Raw genomic sequence first — 24,054 nt, forward strand, 5'->3', positions numbered from 1 at the left:
ACTACGTGGTTCGGGTGATTCGCGAAAGGGTGCCGTATCCGTACCTTCGGCAAGGTTCCCAGCGCGGAACGCAAGCCCAAGGAGTGCGCATGCCCCATGTCACAGTTGGCTCAGAGGGAGCCATCCCGATCGAGATCTATTACGAGGATCGCGGTGCCGGTACGCCGGTGGTACTCAGTCACGGCTACCCGTTGAGCGGGCAGGCCTGGGAAAAGCAGGTCGCCGCACTGCTCGCAGCCGGGTACCGGGTCATCACGTATGACCGGCGGGGTTGGGGCAATTCCAGCCAGCCCGCCAGTGGATACGACTACGACACGTTCGCCGACGACGTGAATGTGCTGCTCACGGAACTGGACGTGCGCGACGCCATCCTCGTGGGTCACTCGATGGGAACCGGCGACGTTGCCCGGTACCTGGGTCGTCACGGCACCGAGCGCGTCGCGAAGGCCGTCCTGATGTCGCCGATCCCGCCGTTTCTCCTGCGGGCTGACGACAATCCCGAAGGCGCACCGCAGTCGTTGTTCGATGGGTTCATCCAGGCCGCGCGGGCGGACCGGAACGCGTGGCTCAAGCAGTTCCTGGAGAACTTCTACAACCTCGACGTCTACGGCGGATCGCTCGTCAGCGACGAGGCGTTCCAGGCGAGTCTGAACGTGGCAGTGGGCGGTTCTCCCGTCGCCGCTGTGGCCTGTATCCCGACCTGGCTCACCGACTTCCGTGACGACCTGTCAAAGATTGACGTGCCGGTACTCGTGATCCAGGGCGATCAGGACCGGGTGCTACCCATCGGGGTGACCGGCCAGCGGGTGTCCTCCTTCGTCGGGGATTCGCGGTTGCTCGTCATCGAGGGCGGGCCGCATGCCATTGCCTGGACCCACAGCGATCAGGTCAACGCCGCCCTGCTCGACTTCTTTGCGAAGTGACGTGAAAGGAAACACAGTGAAATTGTCCTTCCGGCGGCGCCTCATCTCCGTAGGCGTGGTTATCGGTGCCCTCACCCTGGGTGGTGCCGGTATCGGCACCGCGCAGGCCTCGACGAGTCACACACTGCATCCGCGCCCCGCAACGGCCAAGCCGACAGTCGTGCTCGTGCACGGGGCGTGGGCGGACGGGTCGAGTTGGGACAAGGTGGCGACCAAGCTCCAGCACGACAGCTACCGGGTGGTCACGCCGCCGAACCTGCTGTCCGGCGTGGAGAACGACGCCGCGAACCTGCGCGCGTACCTGGACACCATCACCGGTCCGATCGTCCTCGTCGGGCACTCGTACGGCGGCATGGTCATCACGAACGCCGCTCTGGGTGACAAGCAGGTCAAGGCCCTGGTGTACGTCGACGCGTACATCCCGGAGCAGCACGACACAGTGCTGTCGCTGACCTCGGCGGTGCCGGGCTCGGTCTTCGCGGCCGAGGCGTCCACCGTCTTCGACCAGGTCGCGATCCCCGGGGACGACCCGCACAACGTCAACCTCTACGTGAAGCCGTCGATCTTCGGCACGGCGTTCGCCAACAAGAGCATTCCCGCCAAGGACGTGGCGGTGCTGGCGGCCCGGCAGCGTCCGCTGGCCTTCAACGCCCTGGTCGAGGAGTCCGGCGAGCCGGCCTGGCGCACCGTCCCCTCGTGGTCGGTGATCGGCAAGCAGGACGCCGTCATCCCCGCCGCTCAGCAGATCGCCATGTCCAAGAGGGCCAAGGCACACGCGATCGAGATCAACGCCCCGCACCTGTCCATGCTCACGGACGCGGGCGCGGTCACCAACCAGATCGAGGCCGCCGCCAAGGCGACCGACTGACACGACGACCGACTGACACGACGACCGGCCGTGGCATCGCTCACCGCGATGCCACGGCCGGCCTCGTCAGCCGTTGCTGCCGAGGGTCGTTGGACCGTCAGGCGGTCGTGCGGGCCGCCTCCAGGATGACCTCGGTGACCTCACCGGGATGCGAGATCAGGCCCAGGTGACCGGCGTCGATCCGGGTGATGTCGGCCCCTGCCCGCTTCATCATCTCCTCCTGGCGGGCCGGCGGGATGACCCGGTCCTCGGTGCCGATCACCGCCCAGACGGGGATCGTCTTCCACGCCGGCTCGGTGGCCGGCTCGCCCAGGGCGTTCGTGGCCAGCGCGCTCTGGGACACGGCGAGCACCTCCGCCTGCCGCCGAGGCAGACCGTTGGCGAAGCCGGTGATGAATATCTTCGGCAGGACGTACGCGTCGACAGCACCTTCCGGGGCGCCGGGGAACGGCACGAGCTTGAAGACGCTCGCGGGGTCGGTCAGGGCTGGCTCGAGCACCGAGCCGGAGCCGGCGGTGAGTTCCTCCACGGTCTCCCCCTTGTCCGGGGCGAAGGCGTCGACGAACACGAGTGCCTTGACATTCTTGTTGCCGGTCAAGGCGTCGCTCGCCACGAAACCGCCGTACGAATGGGCCGCGACCACGATGGGGCCTTCGATGGTGGACAGGAAGTCCTTCAGGTAGCCGCTGTCGATCGACGGCCCTCGGTTGGGTTGCGGCGCGACCTGGACATCGAAACCGCGCGCCTGGAGTCTGCGGACCTCCCCACTCCAGCTCGAACCGTCGGCCCAGGCGCCATGCACCAGGACGATTGTTGGTTTGGTGCGATGCCCCTCGTCCGGGGTTGGTCGCCCACCGCCGTCCGCGGACACGCCTGGGGCGGCTGAGCCGAGCACCGTCACCAGCGTTGCGGCGGCGAGCGTTGCGGCGATGGTCTTCGGCCGACGTAGCGAGATACCGAGCATGTCTCTTCTCCCTCGTTGGTCAGTGGTTTCCGAACGCGGGCAGATGTGCGTGTTGACGCGCCTGATCGCCCGACCTCACCGTATTCACATCCAGCGCGAATATCGGACAGAAGAGGAAAATAACTCAAGTTTCACCTTGGAGGAGGACGCGCCACCAAACGGGCCCAATCGCCGGACGGTGGGCGCTCCAGCCGGCCGCTCCCCCGACTTCCCGGTATCTGTAAACAACCCTTGATATTAAGTGTCACGAACGTCAATATGTGGAGGTCGCGGGTCGTCGAAGCCTGGGGAGTGAGCCATGAGAAGCCGTCGAATTTTCGCAGTGGTAGCCGGGGCGGCGATGACCGTCGCGGCCGCCGTCGCCTTCGTCCCCAGCAGCATGGCGGCCGTGCCGTCGGCCAATGCCGTCCCGATGGTCGCCTGCAGCGCCCCTACCTGGGCCGAGGGCCCTACCTACCAGGCGGGCGCCCAGGTCACCTACGGCGGCCGGCTCTACCAGGCGCTGGTCACCCACACCGCGCACCCCGGCGCCGGCTGGAACCCCGCCTCGACCCCGTCGCTCTGGCGTGACCTCGGCGCGTGCTCGGGAACCACGCCACCGCCCACCACGCCACCACCGACGACCCCGCCGCCCACCACGCCACCACCGACCACACCTCCCCCCACCACGCCACCACCAACCGGTGGGACCTGCGCGGTGAAGTCGCGGCCCACCGGCAAGGTGTTGCAGGGCTACTGGGAGAACTGGGACGGGGCCTCCAACGGCGTACACCCCGGCCTCGGCTGGATCCCGATCACCGACAGCCGGCTCAACCAGCACGGCTACAACGTGATCAACGCGGCGTTCCCGGTGATCCGCTCCGACGGCACTGTCCTCTGGGAGAACGGTATGGACGCCGGTGTGAAGGTGTCCACCCCGGCCGAGATGTGCCAGGCCAAAGCGGCAGGCGCCACCATCCTGATGTCGATCGGCGGAGCCGCCGCGGGCATCGACCTGAGCTCCACAGCGGTCGCCGACCGGTTCATCGCGACCATCGTGCCGATCCTGACGGCCTACCACTTCGACGGCATCGACATCGACATCGAGACCGGCCTGACCGGCAGCGGCAACATCAACACGCTGTCCACGTCGCAGGCCAACCTGATCCGGATCATCGACGGCGTGCTGGCCCGGATGCCGTCGAACTTCGGCCTGACCATGGCGCCGGAGACGGCGTACGTCACCGGCGGCAGCGTGGTCTACGGCTCGATCTGGGGCTCGTACCTGCCGATCATCAAGAAGTACGTGGACAACGGTCGGCTCTGGTGGCTGAACATGCAGTACTACAACGGCAGCATGTACGGCTGCGCCGGCGACTCGTACCCGGCGGGCACCGTGCAGGGCTTCACGGTGCAGACGCAGTGCCTGAACAACGGGCTCACGATCCAGGGCACCACCATCCGGGTGCCGTACGACAAGCAGGTCCCGGGTCTGCCGGCGCAGATCGGGGCGGGCGGCGGCTACCTGTCGACGTCGCTCGTCACGCAGGCCTGGAACTCCGTGCCCGGCCTCAAGGGCCTGATGACCTGGTCGGCGAACTGGGACGGGTCGAAGGGCTGGACCTTCGGCGACAACGTGAAGCGCCTGCAGGGCCGCTGACGGGTGACGGCGCCGGGCCTACCGCCAGCCGGTCTTTCCGGCGGGCGGTAGGCCCGGCGCTTCGCATGGCTGACACCGCGCTCGGTCGTCCGACGTGCCGACCAGGAACGAGAAGTCGTGCCACCATTGCGAACCAAAGTTCGGTCCCGCTGCGATAGGTAGGCATGACCGTCCAGGACGACGTCGGCCTCCTGGCCCTGATCGCAGGCGGCGACCGGAACGCGTTCGAGGCGTTCTACCGCCGGCACGCGCCGTGGCTGCGCCTACGCCTGTGCTACCGCTGCGCCGACGACGCCCTCATCGACGACGTCGTGCAGGAGACGTTCCTCGCCGTGTGGACCGGCGCCGCGGCCTCGTTCCGGCCTCGCGACACCGACGCCGCTGCCTGGCTGTGGCGGATCGGGTCGCGCCGGCTCATCGACGCGCTGCGTCGCCGCACGTCCCGCGACCGGCTCGGTCGGCTGCTGGCCCGCCTGCGCGGCCGCGACGAGTCGTCCGCCGAGGAGCAGGTACTGATCGGGCTCGAGCACGGCGACCTCGGCGGGGCTCTCGCCCGCCTCTCCCCGGAGCTGCGCGCTGTCATCCGCGCCACCGTCCTTGACGGCCTCTCCACCGCCGAGGCCGCGGTCCTGCTCGGCATCCCCGCCGGCACCGTCAAGACCCGGGCGATGCGCGCCCGCCGGCAGCTGCGAGAGGAGTTGACATGACCTGGCATCTGCTCGACGAGGACCTCCGCGCCTACGCCACCCGTACCCTCGCCGCCCCTGGTCTTTGGTCCACGGAGGCGCACCTGGCCGCGTGCGGTGAGTGCCGCGAACGCCTCGCCGCCGCCGCGACCATCGATTTCAAGTCGGCGATCGACGGAGGCTGGGCCCGCCTCGACGTCGCCCTGGACGCGCCTCGACCGGGACCTGTCGAACGGTTGATGATCACGGTGGGCGTTCCCGACCACACCGCGCGGCTGCTCGCGGCGACGCCGGCGCTGCGGCTGTCGTGGCTGGTGGCGATCGCGGTCACTGCCGCGTTGACGGCGACGGTCGCCGTGTTCACCGACCCGGTCGTGTTCCTCGCCGTGGCCCCGCTGTTGCCGCTGGTCGCGGTCGCCATGTCATTCGCGCCCGGCATCGACCCCACCTACGAGATCGCGGTGGTCGCCCCGATCCGCTCGTTCCGGTTACTGCTGTTGCGGTGCCTCGCGGTCCTGTCCGCGACCACCGCGCTGTCCGCCGTGGCCAGCCTCTTCATCGTCGAGTACGGGCTGCGCGCGACCGGTTGGTTCCTGCCGTCGCTCGCCCTGACAGTGCTGTCGGTGCTGCTCTCGCCTCGGCTCGGCGCGGGGCCGGCCGCAGTCGTCGTCGGCGTCGGCTGGGCGGCGCTGGTCGCCGCCACCGTCGGCGACCTGCTCGTCTTCACAGTGGCCGGGCAGGTCGGCGTCGGGATCGTCGGCGGGATCGCCGCGGTGGCGCTGTCCCGTCAGCGCGGCACCTACGACCGCTACCACGTCCCCAACCTGATGAGGAGAGCTTCATGACTGCCGTTCAGGCAACCGGTCTGGCGCTGCGGTACGGGCGCACCACAGCGCTGGAGGACGTGACGTTCACGTTGCGCACCGGGGTGACCGGGTTGCTCGGCCCGAACGGCGCGGGCAAGACGACGCTGCTGCGGATCGTCGCGACCGCCCTGCCGGCCGACGGCGGCACGCTGCGGGTCTTCGGCCACGACCCGAGCACACCACCCGGGCGGCTCGCGGTCCGGCGTCTGCTGGGCTACCTGCCGCAGGACCCGGGCTTCCACCCGTCGTTCACCGCGTTCGAGTTCGTCGACTACGTCGCGATCCTCAAGGAGCTCACCCACCGGGCTACGCGGCACACCGAGGTCGCCCGGGTGCTCTCCGCCGTCGGCCTCGACGACCGACGGCGATCCCGGATCCGGACCCTGTCCGGCGGCATGAAGCAACGGCTCGCGCTGGCGGCCGCCCTGGTCGGCGACCCGGACCTCGTCATCCTCGACGAACCGACGGTCGGCCTCGACCCGGAGCAGCGGCTGCGGTTCCGGGAGCTGATCGCGGACCTCGGCGAGCGCAAGACGGTGCTGCTCTCCACCCACCAGACCGAGGACGTCATGTCGCTGTGCCAGGAGGTCGTCGTCCTCGACCGGGGCCGGGTGCGGTTCGAGGGCACCCCGACGGAGCTGGCCGGGCTGGCCGCCGGCCGGGTGTGGACGAGCGCGGCGCGGGAGGCAGGGGCGCTGGCGTCGTGGCGGACGGGCACGGGGCTGCACCGCCACGTCGGCGACCCGCCATCCGGGGCCGCGCTGGTGGAGCCGTCGATCGAGGACGGCTACCTGACGCTGGTCGGCGCCGCCGCCGAGGCGTCGGCGATCGCGGGCGGCGCGCGATGACCGCGACAATGACGGTGGCCGCGCCGGCCCGTCCAACGCCGTCGTCCACGCAGGGGCGTCGGCGAGCGCTCCTCGCACTCGCCCGGTTCGAGTCGATCCGGATGCTGCGACACCCGCTCACCGTCGCGGCCGCGCTGTTGTTCCTCGCCCCGTGGCTGTGGGGCTGGCTGTCCGGCTCGGCCAACCGATATCCGGTGCTCCCCGACGAACTGATCACCATCCAGCTGCTCGCGTTGCCGATCCTCGGCGGGTCGGCGCTGATCGTGGCGAACCTCGTCACGCTACGGGCGCACCGGCACAAGGTCGACGCGTCCTACGACGTGCTGGTCCTGCCGCCAGCATGGCGGGTCGGCGGGTTCCTGCTGGCACTGCTACCGCTGGCCGGCCTCAGCCTCCTGCTCGCCGGGGTCCCGGTCGGGGACTCCGCGGCGCTGCCGGGCGCTGCCGGGTCGGTCGACATCGCCACGTTGCTGACCCCGTCGGCGCTGACGCTGCTCCTCGGCGCCGTCGGGGTGCTCGCCGGGGTCTTGATCCGCTCCGTGCTGATCGCCCCGTTGGTCGTCCTGCTCGTCCTCGTGCTGGAGTTCCTGGTGATCACCCCATTGATCATCGAGACCGGCTGGCGCTTCCTGCTGCCGGTCTACGTCAGCGAGTTCACGGTCCCGGTGCCCGCTGGTGTCTCCGACCGGCCCGCGGCCCGGCACCTCGCCTACCTGATCGGGATCACCGTCCTGCTCGCCGCGGCCGTTTTGGCCCGGGCCAACGCACGGCGGCAGGTCGTCGCGGCCGGGCTCGTCGTCGGGCTGATCCTCGCTGTCGGCGGCGGGCTGACCCAGTCGCGGCCCGACCCGGGCCTGGCGGCGGCCCGCGTGACGGTGGAGGAGCGGGCGGCAAGCATCCAGTCGTGCGAGATCCGCGGCGATGTCACGTACTGCTTCTTCGAGGGGTTCGGCGGTTTCGTTCCCGGGTGGGACGCGGTGGTGACCTCGGTACGCGCTGTCGTGCCGGCCAGCGCGGCCTCGTCCGGGCCGCCGCTCGCGGTGCGGCAGCGGGCATCCCTCGATGCGATCACCGCTGCGGGCTGGACCGGGTCCATCGCCGAAGACCGGCGGGTGGTGGCCGGTTGGAAGGTCGAGGACGCGGCGGCGGGCACCCCGGAGGCGGTCCGGGTCGACACCTCGTGGGGCGACGATCGGGCCGCCGCCGCCCTGGCCGCCGAGGTTGCCTACCGGCTGATGGCCGCGAAGGCGTACGACGGGGGGAACTTCCTCTGTGGGGCGCCGGCGGCACTCCTGGTGTGGCTGGTCGGGCAGGCGTCGCCGACCACCCTGGCCGGGATGCGTTCGCTGGACGAGACGAGCTTCGGTGCGCTCAGCTTCAGCGACATCTCCTCCAGGTACGGCATCCTGGTACCCGACCGGGCGGCGGCACCGGCGTTGGAGCTGCTGCGGCGGGCCGACGAGGTGGCACCACTCGTCGAGCGGCACTGGGTCGAGCTGACCGCGCCCGAGACACCGTTGGAGCGTTTCGGCGCCATCTTCGGGGTGCCGATCCAGCCGCTCGCTCCGGACGACGAAGCGCTGCCGTGCGTCGCGTGAGCGGGTTACCCGCCGTCGGCGCGTCGGGGCAGGCGGCCGGCCGGCTCGTGCCGGGGCGGGGTGAGCGACTGCGGACGGTGGCGGCGCTGGTCTGGCCGACGCTGCGGGCAACGCGGATCTCGCCGCTGTTGGCGGCCGGGGTCGTCGGCGCGGCGATCGTGACCCCACCGGCCGTGACCGGGTCAATCCTGCCTCCCGACGAGCACATCACGTTGCTGCGGTTGGTGATGGCCTGCGTCGGCCTCGGCGTCACGTTCACGCTCGACGATCCGGCGAAGCCGACCGCGGAGACCCTGCCGGTTGCGGCCTGGCTCGGCGCGCTACTCCGAGCGGTCCTCGCCGCGGTCGTCGGCGGGGCGTGCTGGGCGGCAGCGCTGCTGGTGACTCGCTCCGGGCCGGAAACCACGTCGCTGCCGTACCCGGACCTGACCCGTGAGGCCGCGACCGTCGCGGTGGTCGCGTTCCTCGCGTCCGCGGTCGGCTGGCGACGGTCGCCGCGCGGCATCGGCAGCCCGCTCGCCGCCCCGATGCTGCTGCTCGGCATGGCGGTGGTGGCGCTGCTGCCGGCTCCGGTGGCGCTCCTCGTCGGCACGGGCGACGGCTGGGACGCGGCCCACGACCGCTGGACGTTCCTCCTGGCGGGGACACTGTTGGTGACCGCAGGGGTGCTCACCGCCCGCCGGTGACCTGGGCGCGGCTGGCGGGATCCGCCGGCGCAGCACGCCCCATCGTGAGCCTCCAGTCGAGGCCGCCGACAAAGTGACAGCACGGTTTGGGCGTGCATTCCCCTGTGGTCAGTTTGAGTTCACCGCGTCGCTCTACGGTGCCATCGGACCGAGAACGCCCTGCTCGTACGTGCAGAGATGAGGATTGATGGCAGTAAGCAAGCGGGTGGGCCTGACCGCTGCGGTGGTCGCCCTGACCCTGACGCTGCCGGGCGCAGCGACCGCGACCGCGGCCGAGCGGAGCACGTGGGGCCAGGCTGAGTTGTTGAGGTTCGCCGCGCTGCGGGCGGCGACCTTCGTTCCGGGCAGCGAACCGTCCGGCTCGTCGCTCGGCAGTGCCCCCATCAACGGGTTCACCCCGCCGTTCGCCGACCAACCGATCCAGGGGTTCAGCGGCGTCCTGCGCAACACGGACGGCACCTTCGACGTGCTGTCCGACAACGGCTTCGGCAACAAGGCCAACAGTGCCGACTTCGTGCTGCGTGTTCAGCGGGTCGCGCCCGATTTTGGCAGCGGGGCGGTGGACGTGGTTGGTGGCATCAACCTGACCGACCCGTATGGCAAGGTGCCGTTCCGGCTCACTCGTGCCGACCGCGTGCTCACCGGAGCCGACTTCGACGTCGAGTCGATCACCCGGACGGCGGATGGCACGTACTGGCTCGGTGACGAATTCGGTCCGTACCTGCTGCACTTCGACCGGGCGGGCCGCTTGCTTCAGGCGCCGGTGCCGCTGCCGGGGGTGTTCGCCCCCGAGAACCCGGGCCGCGGTGCCACCCCGGCCAATCTCGCCAGCAGCAAGGGCTTCGAGGGTATGGCACAGTCTCCGGACGGTCGCATGCTCTACCCGCTGCTTGAGGGCACGACCACTGGCGACCCGGCGGGCACTCTCCGGCTCAACGAGTTCGACACCCGGGCCAACGCCTACACCGGCCGGCGCTGGGCCTACGCGCTCGACTCTCCTGCTCACGCGATCGGTGACGCCATCATGGTCGACCGCGACCGCTTCCTGATCATCGAGCGGGACAACGGCCAGGGCGACACGGCAAAGGTCAAGAAGATCTATCTCGCCGACAGGCGCGACCGGAACCGCGACGGACTGCTCGACAAGACGCTGGTCGCCGACCTGATGGCAATCGCCAACCCCCGGCACGTCGGCGGCTTCGGTGACCCGTTCACGTTCCCGTTCCAGACGATCGAGGACGTGGTGATCCTCGACGACCGCACGCTCGCCGTCCTCAACGACAACAACTTCCCGTCATCGGCGGGCCGAACGGCCGGCCAGGCGGACAACAACGAGTTCATCGTGATCAAACTCGACCGCCACCTGGACGCGGACAAGCGCGTCCTGCGTCGCTACTGACCCGATGTCAGGGGGGTGGGCAGACCAACCGGCTGCCCACCCCTCATCCCTCGGCAGTGGGTCGGCTGTGCACCACCAACTCGTCGATCTCCAACCGGCCGACGCGCAACTCCCGTACGACCGCCCGGCGGATCGCCAGCCGTCCGATGGTCAGCGCCCCGACGGCCACGGCCCCCACGGCCAGCGCCCCCACAGCGAGGGCGCCGATCGAGGCCGCCCCCGCAGCCCGCGCCCCGGTGGCCGCCGCGCCCGTCGCCACCGCGCCGTTGGCGCGCGTCCCGGTCAACCGCATCAGGCTTACGTCTCGCTTCATCCCGCCATTGTCCGCGTACCGCCGGCTGGGCGCCGATCAGGCGCGAAACGCCTCGATCGTCAGTGCGGCGAAGCGTCGAGAGGCGGCAACGCGGGCGTTCGTCGAGGTGGCGTACAGGCCACCGTTGGCCATCAGCATGAGGACGAGGTCGTCCAGGACCACGTCAGGCCGCAGATGGCCGGTGTCCTTGGCCCGGCGCATCAGTTCGGCGAGCGAGGCGAGGGCGGCCTCGCGCTTCGCGGCGAGATCCATGGCATGGGGAAATGCCGAGGTGAACGCCGCGGTGAAGCCTCGGCTTCGGGCTTGCAGCACACAGAGTTGCTCGATCACGAGGCACAGGCCGTGCCAGGGATCCGGGTCGGTGAGCCCTTCGTCGACGACGGCGACGCACGCGTTCATCTGATCCGCGAAGGCCTCCGTTGCCAACGCCTGCTTTGTGGGGAATCGGCGGTAGAGGGTGGCGGGGCCGACTCCTGCGCGCCGGGCTATCTCACGCATCGGCACGTCCATGCCTTCGGCGGCGAAGACCGCCCGGGCGGTGTCGAGGATCCGCTCACGGTTGTCCAACGCGTCCGAGCGCAGGTTCCGAGTCAAAGGGCCGCCCACTGTCTCACTCTAGCTAAACGGACGCATGCGTCCACTACCGTTCGGGCGTCCGCAGGGCCGGCTTGGGAAGGGTGACGAGCAGTGAAGGCAGTAATGATCAGGGAGTTCGGCGATCCCCGCGGGCTGGCGGTCGTCGACCTTCCTGTACCGGTGCCCGCTCCGGGAGAGGCGTTGATCACCACCGAGGCGGTGGGCGTGGCTGGCGCCGACGTCCTGATCCGGAGCGGTGCTCTCGCCGCGTACGGCTTCCGCGAGGGTCACATCCCGGGCGGTGAGATTGCCGGCACGGTCACGGCCGTGGGCGACGGCGTCGACCCGGCGTGGGTCGGGCAACGCGTCTGGGCCTTCACCGGTACGGGCGGTGGCTACGCCGAGCAGGCGGTGGCCCCGATCGGGGAGGTCCTGTCCCTGCCTGCGGGCCTCTCCGCAGTCGACGCCGTAACGCTCGGCAGCTCCGGGGTCGTGGCTCACTTCGGCCTCGCTCACGCCCACTTCTCGCCAGGCGAAACGGTCCTGGTCCGTGGCGCGGCCGGCAGTATCGGGATCATGGCGGTGCAGCTTGCGATCAGCGGTGGTGCCAGCGCCGTCGCGGTCACGACCTCGTCGACTGAGCGCGGCCGGCGGCTCCGCAGCCTTGGTGCGACCCACGTGCTGGACCGCTCCGGGGCAGGGGGTCCGGACGATCCCACCGGCTACGACGTCATCATCGACGTCGTCGCGGGCCCGGACATGCCCGCGTTTCTCGACCGACTCAACCCCAACGGCCGGCTCGTGGCCGTCGGCGCGGTCGGCGGCCAACCGCCCGCGGACTTCGGGACGAGGTTGATGGCCGCGTTCCAGAAGTCGATGTCGTTCGCCACCTTCAGCGCAGCGACGGTGACGGCGGCCGCTCAACAAGCCGTGCGAACGGAGCAGTTCGCCGCCGTCGATCGTGGGGAACTCCACACCGTGGTGCACGAGGTCCTGCCGCTCGAGCAGGCGGTGGTGGCGCACCAGAAGATGGACGGTGGCGAGGTCTTCGGACGGATCGTCCTGCTCAACAGCCCCTTCCATTGAATCCGCTACACCGATCGGGGTGGTCTCTTAGGCTGCGTGGGCGGGGCACCCGGTTCGACGAGTGTGGTTCGCGGTGGCGCTGTAGGGGCTGGTCGGGGTGCTTCTCTCGGGGGCCTGGCAGTACCGCTACCTCAATCGGCAGGGGGATCTGCCGCGACGGCGCCTGAGGCCCCGGTTTGTTCGCCGTCAGCGGTCGAGCCTGGCTACCGGTGAGGAGCACCGATGACGCAGAGTGAACGGGACCGCCCGGAGATCGTCGTCGGACTGGTGGCAACTCCGCCGGACCACCCGGCCCGGGTGGCCGCGCGGCTCACCGCCGAGCTGAACAGCGGCCTCGCCGAGCGGGTGAACGCGGACGTGCGGTGGATCGTCCGGGAAGGTTGGGGCGAAGTGGCGCCGCGCCGCGACGGCGGCGTTGAGGCGCTACTCGATGATCTCGCCCAACGGCGTGCCGACGACCAGTGGGACGTCGCCGTCTGCCTGACCGATCTGCCGCTGCATGCCGATCGGGTGCCGCTGGTCGCGCAGACCTCCGCTCGGCGTCGAGTCGCTGTGCTGTCCCTGCCCGCGCTGGGACTGCACCAGCTACGTGCGGCCCGCGCAGCCGTTCCGGACCTGGTGAGCCGGCTGCTGACCGAGGCTTCCGACCAGCGGTTGCCGCCGGCCGGCCGGGCATCGGCCGAGATGGCAAGCCGGGTGCCCGCCGTCCACCGGGTGGTCGGCGAGGCCGACGCCGGTGAGCGGCGCTACGTCGCCTCGCGGCTCATCGGCCGGTTACGGCTGTTGATCGGCATGGTTCGCGCCAACCGTCCGGGGCGTGCCCTGCTGGGCCTGTCGAAGCTGTTGGTCGGCGCGTTCGGCACTGCCGCGTTCGCACTGACCACGGACACCATCTGGCAGATGGGCGCTGCGCTCGGCGGACTGCGGCTCGCCGTGATCATGCTGCTCGGGCTGACAGCATTGGTGGCCTGGTTGATCGTCGCGCACGACCTGTGGGAGAAACCGAGCCGCGAGACGCCGACCGAGCTGGCACGGCTCTTCAACCTGGGTACGACCCTCACCCTCACTCTGGCCACGGTGCTGTCCTACGTTGTGTTGTTCGTGGGAACGGCGCTCGTCGCGGCGCTGCTGATCGACACATCCGTGCTGGAGCAGACCTTGCAGCGGCCGGTCGACGTCACCGACTACCTGACGCTCGCTTGGATCACCAGCTCGCTGGCCACCGTCGGCGGCGCGATCGGTTCCGGGCTGGAAAACGAGGAAACGGTACGGGCTGCCGCTTACGGCTATCATCCCCACCCCGATGGCTGGCGGGACGAGAAGAGCGGACAGTCCCACAGCGGGAGGTAAGTGGGAGTAGTCCCTGGTCGCGACGGTCAGCTGGTTGGCTGGAAGACGGCACGTACACATCCGTCGAGTTTCTGTTTGAACATCTCGTAGCCGCGCGGCGCTTCGTCCAACGGCATGGTGTGCGTCGCGAGATGCTCCGTGACCAACTCGCCGCGGGCCATTCGCTCCAGCAGCATGGGGATGTAGCGCTGCCCGTGCTGCTGTGCGCCGCGCAGCGTCAGCCCCTTGTTCATGACCGCCCCCAGCGGAAACTTGTCCACCAGCCCGGCGAACACGCCCAGCACGAACACACTGCCACCCTTGCGGCAGTTGTAGATCGCCTCCCGCGCCGCGATCGGACGGTCGGACTCGATCCGCAACTGCTGCTTGACCTGGTCGTACCAGAATTGCGGGCCGCTGCTGTGCGACTCCATACCGACCGCCTCGATGCATACGTCCGGGCCTCGGCCGCCACTGCGCTCAAGCAACTCGCCGCTGACGTCCTGCCGCTCGTAGTTCAGCGTCTCGACGCCAAGATGCGTCCGGGCCATCTCGAGCCGGTTGTCGAGTCGGTCGATCACGATCACCCGATCGGCACCGAGCAGCACGGACGCCCGGGCGGCCATCTGCCCCACCCCACCGGCGCCCCAGACCGCCACGACATCACCCGGTTTGACTCCGGCGAGGTCGGCGCCCATCCAGCCGGTCGGCGCGGCGTCGGAGGCGAACAGCGCGCGCTCGTCGCTCACCCCGTCCGGGACGGTGAAGGCGCCCTGGTCGGCGTACGGGACGCGGATGTACTCGGCGTGGCTGCCGGCGAAGCCCCCGAGCGCGTGCGAGTAGCCGTAGCAGCCGCCGGGCGCGGAACCCCAGACGTTCTCGGTGATCATCGGGTTCGTGTTGCCGTTGTCGCACAACGAGAACTGTTGTTGCTGGCAGTACCAGCACTTGCCGCAGGAGACGAACGAACAGACGACGACCCGGTCGCCTACCTTGTGCTTGCGTACCTGCGAACCGACCTCGACGATCTCGCCAAGGAACTCGTGCCCGAGGACATCGCCGTGTTCCATGAACGGGATGTACCCGCCGAGCAGGTGCAGGTCCGAACCGCAGGTCACCGTCCGACGGACCCGGACGATGGCGTCCTGCTCGTTGCGGAGTTGCGGGTCCGGAACCTGCCGCACCGCGAGCTCGTTGGCTCCTTCCCAGACCAAGGCCTTCACAGTCGTCCCTCCCGCCGACCCTGTTGGGTGGCCATCCGCAGTGGCTTGTTCATCGGAGTCGGCTCGGTGGTGGGTGGATAGTCGGGGTGGAGGACCTCACTGGTCTCGAGCAGTTGCTTCGACTCTCGCAGCGCAGCCCGGATCGCCTGCTCCGGATCCCGGCCGGTGGCTCGTCGAGCGGCGGCGGCAACAGGTAGTCGGGAGCCATCGCGCAGCCGTACGGCGATCTCCGTCCCCTGGTCGCCGGGGGCGGGCCGGAGCTGGACCTCGACGGCGTCCCCAAGCCCGGCCAGCGGTTCGGGGAGCTGCCCGCCCGGGGCGACGTCGCCCGCTGGCCGGTTCACCGTCGCCACGTGCCACCGCGGCCCGCGCCGCCGTGCCTGACCCCGTTGCCGGTGGCCGTCACCCTGGTCGGTCCCGCCGAGCAGACGCCGCGCGACCATCCCGCCGGCAACCACGACCGCTCCGCCGATCAGCCACCTCATGTCCACCCCTGTCGCGTAGTCTGCTCGTGCGGGTGCCGTCGATTATTGGCAACCTTCACAGCAAACCCTTTCATAAAGGGCGACCGCGTCGCGGTGGTTCTGGCACAGAATGAGCTCCTGCCGGTCCGGTGTCTCCCGCCGGAACGGCCGCTGGCCCTACAACATCTCCAGCGGTTGCGGGCCTTCCGGCGGCGGGAACGCCGTGTCGAGTGCCGCCACGTCCTCCTCGGTCAGCTGCACGTCGCGCGCTTCGGCGTTCTCCCGGGTGTGTTCCGGTTTGGATGATCGGGGGATGGCCGCGACCATCTCCTGCCGTAGCAGCCAGGCCAGCGCGACCTGAGCGGGCGTGGCCTCGTGCCGGGCGGCGGCCTCCGCAACCTGGGGGTGGCCGAGCAGTCGACCCTGCTCGATCGGCGAGTACGCCATCACCGGAATCCGCTGCTCACGTAGCCACGGTAGGAGGTCGTACTCGGGACCACGGCGGGTGAGGTTGTACAGAATCTGATTCGTCGCGCAGGCGCTTCCGCCGGCCCCAAGGAGGTCGGTCATGTCCGAAAGATCAAAGTTGCTCACGCCCCACTGTCCGATGTCGCCGGCGTCGACAAGTTCGGCGAACGCCTCGATCGTCTCCGCGAGTGGATGCGTGCCGCGCCAGTGCAGCAGGTAGAGGTCGATATGGTCGACGCCGAGTCGTTGCAGGCTGCGGCGGCAGGCCTGCAGGGTTCCCTGCCGGCTGGCGTTCGACGGCAGCACCTTGTCGACCAGAAAGACGTCGGCGCGTCGCCCGACGATCGCCTCGCCGACGAGTTCCTCGGAAGCGCCGTCACCGTACATCTCCGCAGTGTCGATCATGGTCATGCCCAGGTCGAGTCCGGTACGCAGGGCGGCCAGCTCGTCCTGCCGCCTCGCAGGGTGCTCGCCGAGGTACCACGTTCCCTGCCCGAGCACGGGCATGGTCTGACCGGACGGCATCTCGATCGAATCGCTGGCGAGGGTCATGTCGGCCTTTCCGGGTACCAGTTGGGTTGTCTGCCTTACCCGTTGCGACAGGCAGCACACGCGCGCGACGCGCCCGCTCCCGCCGGCACTGGTTGCGCTGCACGCAGGTGGGGAGAACTGTCCGCCATCGGGCGGGCTTCGCTGGCCTGTTTGCCCGTCCCCCGCACCGGGAAGGCGACCGCGATCCAGCGACGCGCCGCCGACGGGGTGGCGCCGCGAAGGGGAGGCCGCAGAGATGGCGCAGAGCCAGCAGCCACTGAAAGGCAAGCGAGTCGCTTGCCTCGCCGCCGACGGAGTGGAGGACGTGGAATACACCCAGTCCCGAGCCGCCGCGGAGCAGGCCGGGGCCGAGGTTCACCTGATCTCGTTGCAGTCCGGCGAGATTCAGTCGATGAACCAGGACATCAACCCTGCCAACCGCTACCGGGTGGATCGGACCGTGAACGACGTCGATGCGGCTGACTACGACGCCCTGTTGCTGCCAGGCGGGACGGTCAACCCCGACCGGCTCCGGATGAACGCGCAGGCGATGGACTTCGTCCGGGCGTTCTTCCAACAGCACAAGCCGGTGGCGGCGATCTGCCACGGCCCGTGGTCGTTGGTCGAGACCGGCATGGTCAACGGTCGGACTCTCACCTCGTTTCCCAGCCTGCGCACCGACATCCGCAACGCGGGCGGGACCTGGGTCGACCAACAGGTGCAGGTCGACAGCGGCCTCGTCACCAGCCGCAGCCCCAGCGACCTTCCGGCCTTCTGCGCCACAATGGTCGAGGAGTTCGCTCAGGGAGAAGACGTCCGCCAGATGGCGACGGCCTGACCGACGGGGGCTCAGGGCCGGGAGCAGCAGGCCGGTCCTGAGCCGTGGCCGCGGCTGTCCCGCCGCCCCGAAACGCCGCCGGTCCCGCGGAACAGCGGCTGTCGTGACGGCGGGCTGAGCAGCGAGACAGGGATCACCTCCCTACCGCGACCGATGGGCGGGTTGAGGTGGTATCCGGGGGGTATCCGGGCCCTACGGGTCGCGCCCCGGACCGTCGTGAACCGATAAGCGCGGCCGGGTGCGACCGGATACGGAGGCTACCCGTGACTCAACTAGCAACCCGAGAGGCAGCGAAGGCAAGGCAGGACGACGTGCAGCGGCGAGGACGCCGGCTCGGCTGGGTGAGTCTCGGCCTGGGCGTGGCACAGCTGGCGGCACCGGACACGGTGCGCCGGATCAGCGGAGTGGACGACTCCCCGACGACCCGGGCGGTGGTGCCGCTGGTCGGGGCGCGGGAGTTGGTACACGCGGCCGGGCTCCTGACGAGCCGGCGAAAGAGCGTGTGGGCGTGGACCCGGGTCGTGGGCGACGCGATGGACCTGGCCTCCCTCGGGGTGGCCATCGCCCACCGCAGCGGGCGCCGCCGGCGTCGCCTCGTCGCTGTCACTGGCGCCGTCGTCGGAATCACGGTGGTGGATCTGCTGACCGCCGTGCGGGCCACCCGGGCACAGAAGATCGGGTCAGCGCCGACGGTACGAGGCTCACGCGAAGGAGGACCCATGGAGCTGACAGCCACGACAACCATCCGCAAACCCCCGCCCAAGGTCTACGCGTTCTGGCGCGACCTGGGCAACCTCCCGACGTTCATGGCCCACCTTGAGGAGATCCGCACCACCGGCGACCGTACGAGCCACTGGTCTGCCAGCGCTCCGTTCGGCACGAACGTCGAGTGGGACGCGGAGATTGTCGACGAGGCACCCGGCGAGAAGATCGCCTGGCGGTCGACCGGGAACGCTGACGTGCCGAACGCCGGTACGGTCCGGTTCGTTCCCGCCCCGGACGGGCTGAGCACCGAGGTGCACGTCGTTCTGTCGTACGACATCCCGGGCGGCGCGGTGGGCAAGGCGGTCGCCAAGTACTTCGGCGAGGAACCGCACCAGCAGCTCGACGACGATCTGCGCCGGCTCAAGCAGGTGCTGGAGACCGGCCAGGTGGTCCGGTCCGACGGCGCCCCGTGGGGCAAGCGGGCCCGCAAGGAGTTCCCGCAGCGTCCGGCGCAACCGCTGTCGGATTCCGAGCTCGCGAAGGGGGCCGACGCGTGAGGGCGAACACCTGGGCGGGCCGCAACAAGGTCAAGGTCCGTGACGTGCCGGACCCGAAGATCCTGAACGAGCGCGATGCCATCGTACGGATCACCTCCACCGCGATCTGCGGCTCGGACCTGCACCTGCTCGACGGGTATGTGCCCACGATGCAGGACGGCGACGTCATGGGCCACGAGTTCATGGGCGAGGTGATCGAGGTCGGTCCGGGCGTCGATCCGGGCCGGCTGCGCATCGGGGACCGGGTCGTCGTCCCGTTCCCGATCGCGTGCGGTGCGTGCGGCGCCTGCGCCGCCGAGTTGTACTCCTGCTGCGAGAACTCCAACCCCAACGCCGGCATCGCCGAGAAGATGTTCGGCCACCCGGTCGCCGGGATCTTCGGCTATTCGCACCTGACCGGCGGCTTCGCCGGCGGCCAGGCCCAGTACGCACGGGTGCCGTTCGCCGACGTCGGTCCGCTGAAGATCGAGTCGGACCTGACCGATGAGCAGGTGCTGTTCCTCTCCGACATCCTGCCCACCGGCTACATGGGTGCCGAAATGTGCGACATCCAGTCCACCGACGTGGTGGCGGTGTGGGGGGCGGGACCGGTCGGTCAGTTCGCGATGGACAGTGCCCGGGCGCTCGGCGCCGCGAAGGTCATCGCCATCGACAAGGAGCCGTACCGCCTGCAGATGGCCGAACGGGCTGGCCACACGCCGGTGAACTTCGAGGAGGTCGATGTGCGGTCGCGGCTGCTGGAACTGACCGGTGGGCGGGGACCGGACAAGTGCATCGACGCCGTCGGCATGGAGTCCAGCCACGGCAGCGCGCACGTGCACGCGTATGACCGGATCAAGCAGGCCGTCCGCTCGGAGACCGAGCGACCGCACGCGCTCCGGCAGGCGATCCTGTCGTGCCGCAGCGGCGGCATCGTGTCGGTGATCGGCGTGTACGGAGGCTTCCTCGACAAGTTCCCGGCCGGGGCATGGATGAACCGGGCGCTGACCCTGCGTACGGGTCAATGCCACGTGCAGCGCTACATGAAGCCGCTGCTGCAGCGCATCGAACGTGGGGAGATCGATCCGACCCGAGTCATCACCCACACCCTGCCGCTCGACCAGGCAGAACGCGGCTTCGAGATCTTCAAGAACAAGCAGGACAACTGCGAGAAGGTCGTCCTCAAACCCTGACCACCACCCACGCATCCGGCCACCGCGGCACGCCCGGTGGTCGGATGCGTTGTCTGTCCGCAGGCGAGGATCTGCGGGCGGCCCCGCATTCGCCACCGAGCTGCCGGCTGTTTGCCGCAGACGACCCTGGGTAGCCGAGATCGGTGAGCGGGCCAGAAACAGACCTAGGCACCCGATCGGACACCAGCCGCGCCGTGGCGTTCAGCGATGCGATCTTCGCCATCATCATCACGCTGCTCGTCCTGGACCTCGGGATACCGGACGTCCCGCCTGGTCGTCTCCTGTCCGGTCTGCTCAGTCAGTGGCCGTCGTACGTCGCCTATCTCGCGTCCTACTCGTACGTGGCAGTCGTCTGGCTCAACCACAAGGCGGCGTTCAACCGCATTCGGCAGGTCGATCGTGGGCTGCACTGGATGAATCTGCTCGTACTGTTCAGCACGGCGCTGCTGCCGTTTCCGACGATTGTCGTGTCGCACGCGCTGCAGGAGCACAACAACGCGGACCAGCGTGTGGCCATCGCCTTCTACGCGCTCATCGGCGCGTTTCTGTGCGCGACGTGGCTGGCGTTCTACCACTACCTGGCCAGGCACCCTGATCTGCTGAAGGACCAGGTCAAGGGCAGCTTCTTTCACGTCGAGCGGTTCCGTGCCCTTGCCGGGGTCGTCCTGTACCTCCTCGCAGGGCTGATCGGCTACCTGGTGGCACCCTTGATCGGCCTGGTCATCTTTCCCTTCCTACCCGTCTTCTATGCCCTCACCAGCGCCGGCCTGTACCAGTTGCGGGTGACCCGGCATATCACCCACCGCCCTCCGCCACCATCCTGAGGGCAGGCGAACCGCCGTTTCACCCGGGCGGGGGCGGGAACCCGCCGCAATCCGTTTCGAGAGGGGATCCGAGGTGAACTACAACGAGTTCATTCAGTCTGTGGCGGCACGACCGAAGGTTTCACCGGGGCAGGCGGAACCGATCACCCGTGCCACGCTCGAGACTGTGGCAAAACGGATCACTGGTGGCCAGGCAAGGGACCTCGCCTCCCAGCTCCCCGAGGAGCTACGAGGCCTGGTGTCCCGGCCCACCGAAGACCCGGAACGGTTCGGTCTCACCGAATTCCTGGAACGGGTGCAGTCCCGGGCAGGGGTCGATCGAGAGATGGCCACCGACGGAGCGCGGGCCGTGATGGATACCCTGCGTGAGGCTGCCAGCGCGAAGGAGTACGGAGACTTCGTCGACCAGTTGCCGCAGGAGTTCTGGCAGTTGACCGGGCCCGGGTCCGGACAGCTCCAGCCTCGCCGGATCGGCACCTAGGCCCGCCGAGGATCGGAGCCACATTCCGATGGTGGGTTCCATTCGGTCCGGACGTTGGGCGAGGAGTGCGGGATGACCGAACCGGAGAGCCGGGACACGGGCGCACGGGAGTTGCCCGGCGAACGCTCCGTCGGCCCGACGAGTGGTGAGCACGGCCTTCCCCAGCCGACTGGCGGGCACAGCAGCAAGACCATGTCAGACCCGGACGTCGTCCTCCAGATTCCGCAGGTCAAGGTCGAACAGATCTACGTCGAGGTCGACGATCTGGACGCCTCTGTTTCCCTGCGAGCCCGGCTGGGTAGCCTGCTCCAGCTCGACGTGGGCGTTCAGGCGCATCTCGGCACGGTGAAGATCGATATCAAGGGCGTCGAGGCCGAGGCGATGCTCGAGGTTCGGCTCGACGAGCTACGGGGAATTCTCGACAGCGCCCTCCGCATGATCGAGCGCAACCCTCAGATCATCGAGTCGGTGGTGAAGACGGTGGACAAGACCGTGGACCAGGTGGGGCAGACAGCGCAGGAGGCGCTGGGGCCCAATGGTCCGCTGTCGCAGACGCTGCAGCAGGCCACCCAGCAGGTCGGTCAGCAACTCGGCCAGGCCGCCCAGCAGCTCGGGCAGTCCACCCAGCAAGTGGCTCAGACCAGCGGGACGACGGCTGGCAGCGCTGTGGAGGGTCTCGGCGGCGTGTTGGGCGGGTCTCCGGCCCGAGCGGCGTGGCGACGAATGAAGAAGACCATCCACGGTAGTCAGCCACTGAGGCAGGTCACGACGCGGCTAGCAGGACCGCAGGAGCAACCACCGCAGGGCTGATCGGCGTCCACCGTCGTGGTGGCATTGCAGTTGACCAGGTCACGCCACTGCATGCCCCACGGGGGTCATGATTGGCCCAGGTTGGTGACCAGGTTGACGGCGACGGCCAGGATGCCGGTTCCGAAGGTGTAGGAGAGCAGGGCATGCCCGAGCGCGATCCGGCGCATGCGGTTGCTTGTGGGCTCGTTCTCGCCCGGGGCGTAGGACATGCCGACGGTAAAGGCGACGTACGCGAAGTCGGAGTAGGCCGGTGGGTCTTCCCGCTTGAAGTCGATGCCGCCATCGTGGCGGTAGTACAGCCGGGCGTACTTGAGTGCGAAGACCGTGTTCACCAGCGCCCACGCCAGGACCACCGCGATGACGCTGAGGATCACCAGCGTGACAGCCACCACGTCCTGCTGGTTCGAGGCGCGGATGAGCGCCTCGGCCACGGCGACGAGGCTGATGGCGGACGCGATCAGGACCGCCACATCGGTGGAACGGGACTGCTGCTCCGCCTCGGCAAGCCGCTCGGTGCGCCCTGGGCTCGCCGACCAGCAGGCCCGCCACACCCAGAAGAGGACGGTGCCCGCCGCGATCGTCCAGATCACCAGCGGCGTCAACTCCGGCGCCCCGACCAGCGCGATGACGGTCCCTGCCACGACACCGACGGCCAACGACCACAGGGCACGCCTGACCGACAGGAGCCGTCCCCACGCCGGTCGTCCCGATTGCTGCTCCACCTGCTCAGCGTTCCAGCTGGAGCGGATCACGTAGGGAATACCCGAGGCGATTACCGGATCAGGTTGTGAATATCCGTGGAGGGCTCGCGGGAGGCTTCAGGCGGGGTCAGCGGGCCCTGAGCCGGACGGGCTCGGTTACGTCAGATCTGGCACCGACCCCGGCGAGGAATTGTCGGTAGACCGCCTCGTAGCTGTAGGCCATCCGGGTGGTCGAGAAGTTCTCCGCCACGTGCGCCACGCAGTCCGCCGGGTCAAGCCGCTCCACGGCGTGCAACGCGTCCGGCAGCTCCTCGGACCGCTCGCACACCAGACCGGTCACCCCGGATCGGACCAACTCCGGCACCGCGCCTCGGGCGAGCGCGACCACTGGCGTTCCGGTTGCCATCGCCTCCACCATCACCATGCCGAACGGCTCCTCCCACCGAATGGGCATGATCAGGCATCGGGCCTCTACCAGCATCCGCAGGGTGGCCTCCCGATCGGCGTTGACAACGACTGTGACGTCCTCGCCGAGCATCGGCTCGATCACCTCGTCGTAGTACTGGCGTTCAGCCGGCTCGTTGCACTTGCCGGCGAGCAGCAGCGGCAACCCGGCTGCCCGGCACGCGCGAATCGCCACGTCCGGGCCTTTGTCAGGACTGAACCGGGCCAGCCACAGCACCGGTCCGGCAGCGGGTTCGTCCTTGTACGGGATGCTTCGGGGGTCCAACGCATTGTGTACCGTGCCGGCCCACGGCAACCCCGGATTCAGCCGACGCTGCCCGTGCGAGATGGCGACCAGGCCCACTCCCCGGTCGGTGTCGGTGAGCACGTCGCCGTGCTCGCCCACCGGATTGCCGTGCACCGTGGCCACCGTGGGCACGGCGCGGCGCCCGGCGACCAGCGGACCAACCACTGTGTGGTCGTGGATCAGGTCGAAGTCCGCTGCCTTGATCAGGTGATTCACCCGGGCCAGATGAGCCAGCTCCGGCAGCGACTCGCCGAGCCGCGCGAATTGCACGTCGGGCGCGGTGGAGACGAAACTGCGGGCCGCGGTGCCGTGCTGGTCGCCCACCCCGAACAGGGTCACCGCGTGACCGTGCAGCACCAGGGCGTCCACCAATCCGGCGACGACCTGCTCCACCCCGCCGTAGCCCGGCGGCGGCACAGGCAGCCAGGGTGGAACGACCATCGCGATGCGCAGTGGACGATCACGGGTGACGGCACCTGCTTGGTCAACGGCCACGAGTCCTCCGATCGGTCACCGTACGCGTGGTCGACTGCTGGCTTCCCGCCAGACAGCATCACTAACGCGCAGCATCACAGTGACTGACTAATCAGTCACTCAGGGTGACGACTGGGTTCATTGACCGGGCGCTCGACGCGCTCTGGGCCTGTCCGTCGCCGCAGGTGCCGTGACACTCACCGACCACAGTGGATGGTCGTCCGCACGTCGGAACTCCGCCGGCGCCCGCCGTCGTCGCGTCGCGGCCCGACGC

25 protein-coding genes are annotated in these 24,054 nt (G+C 69.3%); 17 read left to right on the forward strand and 8 right to left on the reverse strand.

The window, feature by feature from the left end; genetic code table 11:
* The first annotated feature begins 89 nt into the window (after window positions 1–89).
* Together NIE79_RS24965 and NIE79_RS24970 are read left to right on the forward strand one after the other, a co-directional pair.
* Window positions 90–923, forward strand: coding sequence for an alpha/beta fold hydrolase (locus NIE79_RS24965; protein ID WP_238680891.1), 834 nt, complete (start codon window positions 90–92; stop codon window positions 921–923).
* A gap of 16 nt (window positions 924–939) precedes the next feature.
* The gene (locus tag NIE79_RS24970) at window positions 940–1,791 is read left to right on the forward strand and encodes an alpha/beta fold hydrolase (RefSeq protein WP_238680892.1); all 852 of its coding nucleotides are present in this window, start codon (window positions 940–942) and stop codon (window positions 1,789–1,791) included.
* A 97-nt stretch (window positions 1,792–1,888) separates the two neighbouring features.
* Here the strand turns inward: NIE79_RS24970 and NIE79_RS24975 are convergent, their stop codons facing one another.
* Window positions 1,889–2,755: an alpha/beta fold hydrolase gene (locus NIE79_RS24975; protein ID WP_238680893.1), complete on the reverse strand. Its 867-nt coding sequence runs from the start codon at window positions 2,753–2,755 to the stop codon at window positions 1,889–1,891.
* A gap of 298 nt (window positions 2,756–3,053) precedes the next feature.
* Between NIE79_RS24975 and NIE79_RS24980 the strand changes: the two genes are divergently transcribed.
* The 7 genes from NIE79_RS24980 (at window position 3,054) to NIE79_RS25010 (ending at window position 10,477) form a co-directional block, all read left to right on the forward strand.
* Window positions 3,054–4,394 carry a carbohydrate-binding protein gene (locus NIE79_RS24980; protein WP_238680894.1) on the forward strand — a complete coding sequence of 447 codons (1,341 nt, stop codon included), beginning with the start codon at window positions 3,054–3,056 and terminating at the stop codon, window positions 4,392–4,394.
* A gap of 164 nt (window positions 4,395–4,558) precedes the next feature.
* On the forward strand, window positions 4,559–5,101 hold the full coding sequence (locus NIE79_RS24985; RefSeq protein ID WP_238680895.1) for an RNA polymerase sigma factor: 543 nt from the start codon (window positions 4,559–4,561) through the stop codon (window positions 5,099–5,101).
* Complete coding sequence (locus NIE79_RS24990) at window positions 5,098–5,925, forward strand: cupin domain-containing protein (RefSeq protein WP_238680896.1); 828 nt, start codon at window positions 5,098–5,100, stop codon at window positions 5,923–5,925. The genes NIE79_RS24985 and NIE79_RS24990 overlap by 4 nt, the downstream gene beginning before the upstream one ends.
* A complete protein-coding gene (locus NIE79_RS24995; RefSeq protein ID WP_238680897.1) occupies window positions 5,922–6,794 on the forward strand; it encodes an ATP-binding cassette domain-containing protein in 873 nt (290 codons plus the stop codon). The genes NIE79_RS24990 and NIE79_RS24995 overlap by 4 nt, the downstream gene beginning before the upstream one ends.
* Window positions 6,791–8,392, forward strand: coding sequence for a hypothetical protein (locus tag NIE79_RS25000; RefSeq protein ID WP_238680898.1), 1,602 nt, complete (start codon window positions 6,791–6,793; stop codon window positions 8,390–8,392). The genes NIE79_RS24995 and NIE79_RS25000 overlap by 4 nt, the downstream gene beginning before the upstream one ends.
* Entirely contained in the window at window positions 8,389–9,078 is a 690-nt protein-coding gene (locus NIE79_RS25005) for a hypothetical protein (protein ID WP_238680899.1), read from the forward strand. The genes NIE79_RS25000 and NIE79_RS25005 overlap by 4 nt, the downstream gene beginning before the upstream one ends.
* A gap of 187 nt (window positions 9,079–9,265) precedes the next feature.
* Entirely contained in the window at window positions 9,266–10,477 is a 1,212-nt protein-coding gene (locus NIE79_RS25010) for an esterase-like activity of phytase family protein (protein WP_238680900.1), read from the forward strand.
* 43 nt (window positions 10,478–10,520) lie between these two features.
* Here NIE79_RS25010 and NIE79_RS25015 read toward each other — a convergent pair whose 3' ends face one another.
* A complete protein-coding gene (locus NIE79_RS25015) occupies window positions 10,521–10,790 on the reverse strand; it encodes a hypothetical protein (RefSeq protein ID WP_238680901.1) in 270 nt (89 codons plus the stop codon).
* Window positions 10,791–10,826: 36 nt separating this feature from the next.
* Window positions 10,827–11,396, reverse strand: a complete 570-nt coding sequence (locus tag NIE79_RS25020) for a TetR/AcrR family transcriptional regulator (protein ID WP_238680902.1) — start codon at window positions 11,394–11,396, stop codon at window positions 10,827–10,829.
* An 81-nt stretch (window positions 11,397–11,477) separates the two neighbouring features.
* Here NIE79_RS25020 and NIE79_RS25025 point away from each other — a divergent pair, with 81 nt between their 5' ends.
* Together NIE79_RS25025 and NIE79_RS25030 are read left to right on the forward strand one after the other, a co-directional pair.
* Window positions 11,478–12,452: a zinc-dependent alcohol dehydrogenase family protein gene (locus tag NIE79_RS25025; protein ID WP_238680903.1), complete on the forward strand. Its 975-nt coding sequence runs from the start codon at window positions 11,478–11,480 to the stop codon at window positions 12,450–12,452.
* Window positions 12,453–12,674: 222 nt separating this feature from the next.
* Window positions 12,675–13,802 carry a hypothetical protein gene (locus NIE79_RS25030; RefSeq protein ID WP_238680904.1) on the forward strand — a complete coding sequence of 376 codons (1,128 nt, stop codon included), beginning with the start codon at window positions 12,675–12,677 and terminating at the stop codon, window positions 13,800–13,802.
* 26 nt (window positions 13,803–13,828) lie between these two features.
* Here the strand turns inward: NIE79_RS25030 and NIE79_RS25035 are convergent, their stop codons facing one another.
* The 3 genes from NIE79_RS25035 to NIE79_RS25045 form a co-directional block, all read right to left on the reverse strand.
* Entirely contained in the window at window positions 13,829–15,004 is a 1,176-nt protein-coding gene (locus tag NIE79_RS25035; protein WP_238680905.1) for a zinc-dependent alcohol dehydrogenase, read from the reverse strand.
* Complete coding sequence (locus NIE79_RS25040) at window positions 15,001–15,489, reverse strand: hypothetical protein (RefSeq protein WP_238680906.1); 489 nt, start codon at window positions 15,487–15,489, stop codon at window positions 15,001–15,003. Before NIE79_RS25040 ends, NIE79_RS25035 begins: the two co-directional genes overlap by 4 nt.
* Window positions 15,490–15,645: 156 nt before the next feature.
* Window positions 15,646–16,755 (reverse strand): aldo/keto reductase, encoded by a 1,110-nt coding sequence (locus NIE79_RS25045; RefSeq protein WP_238680907.1) that lies wholly within the window; start codon window positions 16,753–16,755, stop codon window positions 15,646–15,648.
* On the opposite strand from NIE79_RS25045, the gene NIE79_RS25050 reads away from it, so the two are divergent.
* From NIE79_RS25050 to NIE79_RS25075, 6 genes are all read left to right on the forward strand, one after another.
* Window positions 16,724–17,305, forward strand: coding sequence for a type 1 glutamine amidotransferase domain-containing protein (locus NIE79_RS25050; RefSeq protein WP_238680908.1), 582 nt, complete (start codon window positions 16,724–16,726; stop codon window positions 17,303–17,305). The genes NIE79_RS25045 and NIE79_RS25050 overlap by 32 nt on opposite strands.
* A gap of 311 nt (window positions 17,306–17,616) precedes the next feature.
* Window positions 17,617–18,567, forward strand: a complete 951-nt coding sequence (locus NIE79_RS25055; protein WP_238680909.1) for an SRPBCC family protein — start codon at window positions 17,617–17,619, stop codon at window positions 18,565–18,567.
* Window positions 18,564–19,739, forward strand: a complete 1,176-nt coding sequence (locus NIE79_RS25060; RefSeq protein WP_238680910.1) for a zinc-dependent alcohol dehydrogenase — start codon at window positions 18,564–18,566, stop codon at window positions 19,737–19,739. Before NIE79_RS25055 ends, NIE79_RS25060 begins: the two co-directional genes overlap by 4 nt.
* 194 nt (window positions 19,740–19,933) lie before the next feature.
* Entirely contained in the window at window positions 19,934–20,563 is a 630-nt protein-coding gene (locus tag NIE79_RS25065; RefSeq protein ID WP_238680911.1) for a TMEM175 family protein, read from the forward strand.
* A gap of 100 nt (window positions 20,564–20,663) precedes the next feature.
* Window positions 20,664–21,044, forward strand: coding sequence for a DUF2267 domain-containing protein (locus NIE79_RS25070; protein WP_238681167.1), 381 nt, complete (start codon window positions 20,664–20,666; stop codon window positions 21,042–21,044).
* A gap of 72 nt (window positions 21,045–21,116) precedes the next feature.
* Window positions 21,117–21,854 carry a hypothetical protein gene (locus NIE79_RS25075; RefSeq protein ID WP_238680912.1) on the forward strand — a complete coding sequence of 246 codons (738 nt, stop codon included), beginning with the start codon at window positions 21,117–21,119 and terminating at the stop codon, window positions 21,852–21,854.
* A 65-nt stretch (window positions 21,855–21,919) separates the two neighbouring features.
* Here NIE79_RS25075 and NIE79_RS25080 read toward each other — a convergent pair whose 3' ends face one another.
* Both NIE79_RS25080 and NIE79_RS25085 read right to left on the reverse strand, forming a co-directional pair.
* A complete protein-coding gene (locus tag NIE79_RS25080; protein ID WP_238680913.1) occupies window positions 21,920–22,495 on the reverse strand; it encodes a DUF1345 domain-containing protein in 576 nt (191 codons plus the stop codon).
* 187 nt (window positions 22,496–22,682) lie between these two features.
* Window positions 22,683–23,801, reverse strand: coding sequence for a glycosyltransferase family 4 protein (locus NIE79_RS25085; protein ID WP_372471797.1), 1,119 nt, complete (start codon window positions 23,799–23,801; stop codon window positions 22,683–22,685).
* Between the last annotated feature and the right edge of the window lie 253 nt (window positions 23,802–24,054).

Source organism: Micromonospora trifolii, assembly GCF_022229005.1.
Classification (GTDB): domain Bacteria; phylum Actinomycetota; class Actinomycetes; order Mycobacteriales; family Micromonosporaceae; genus Micromonospora; species Micromonospora trifolii.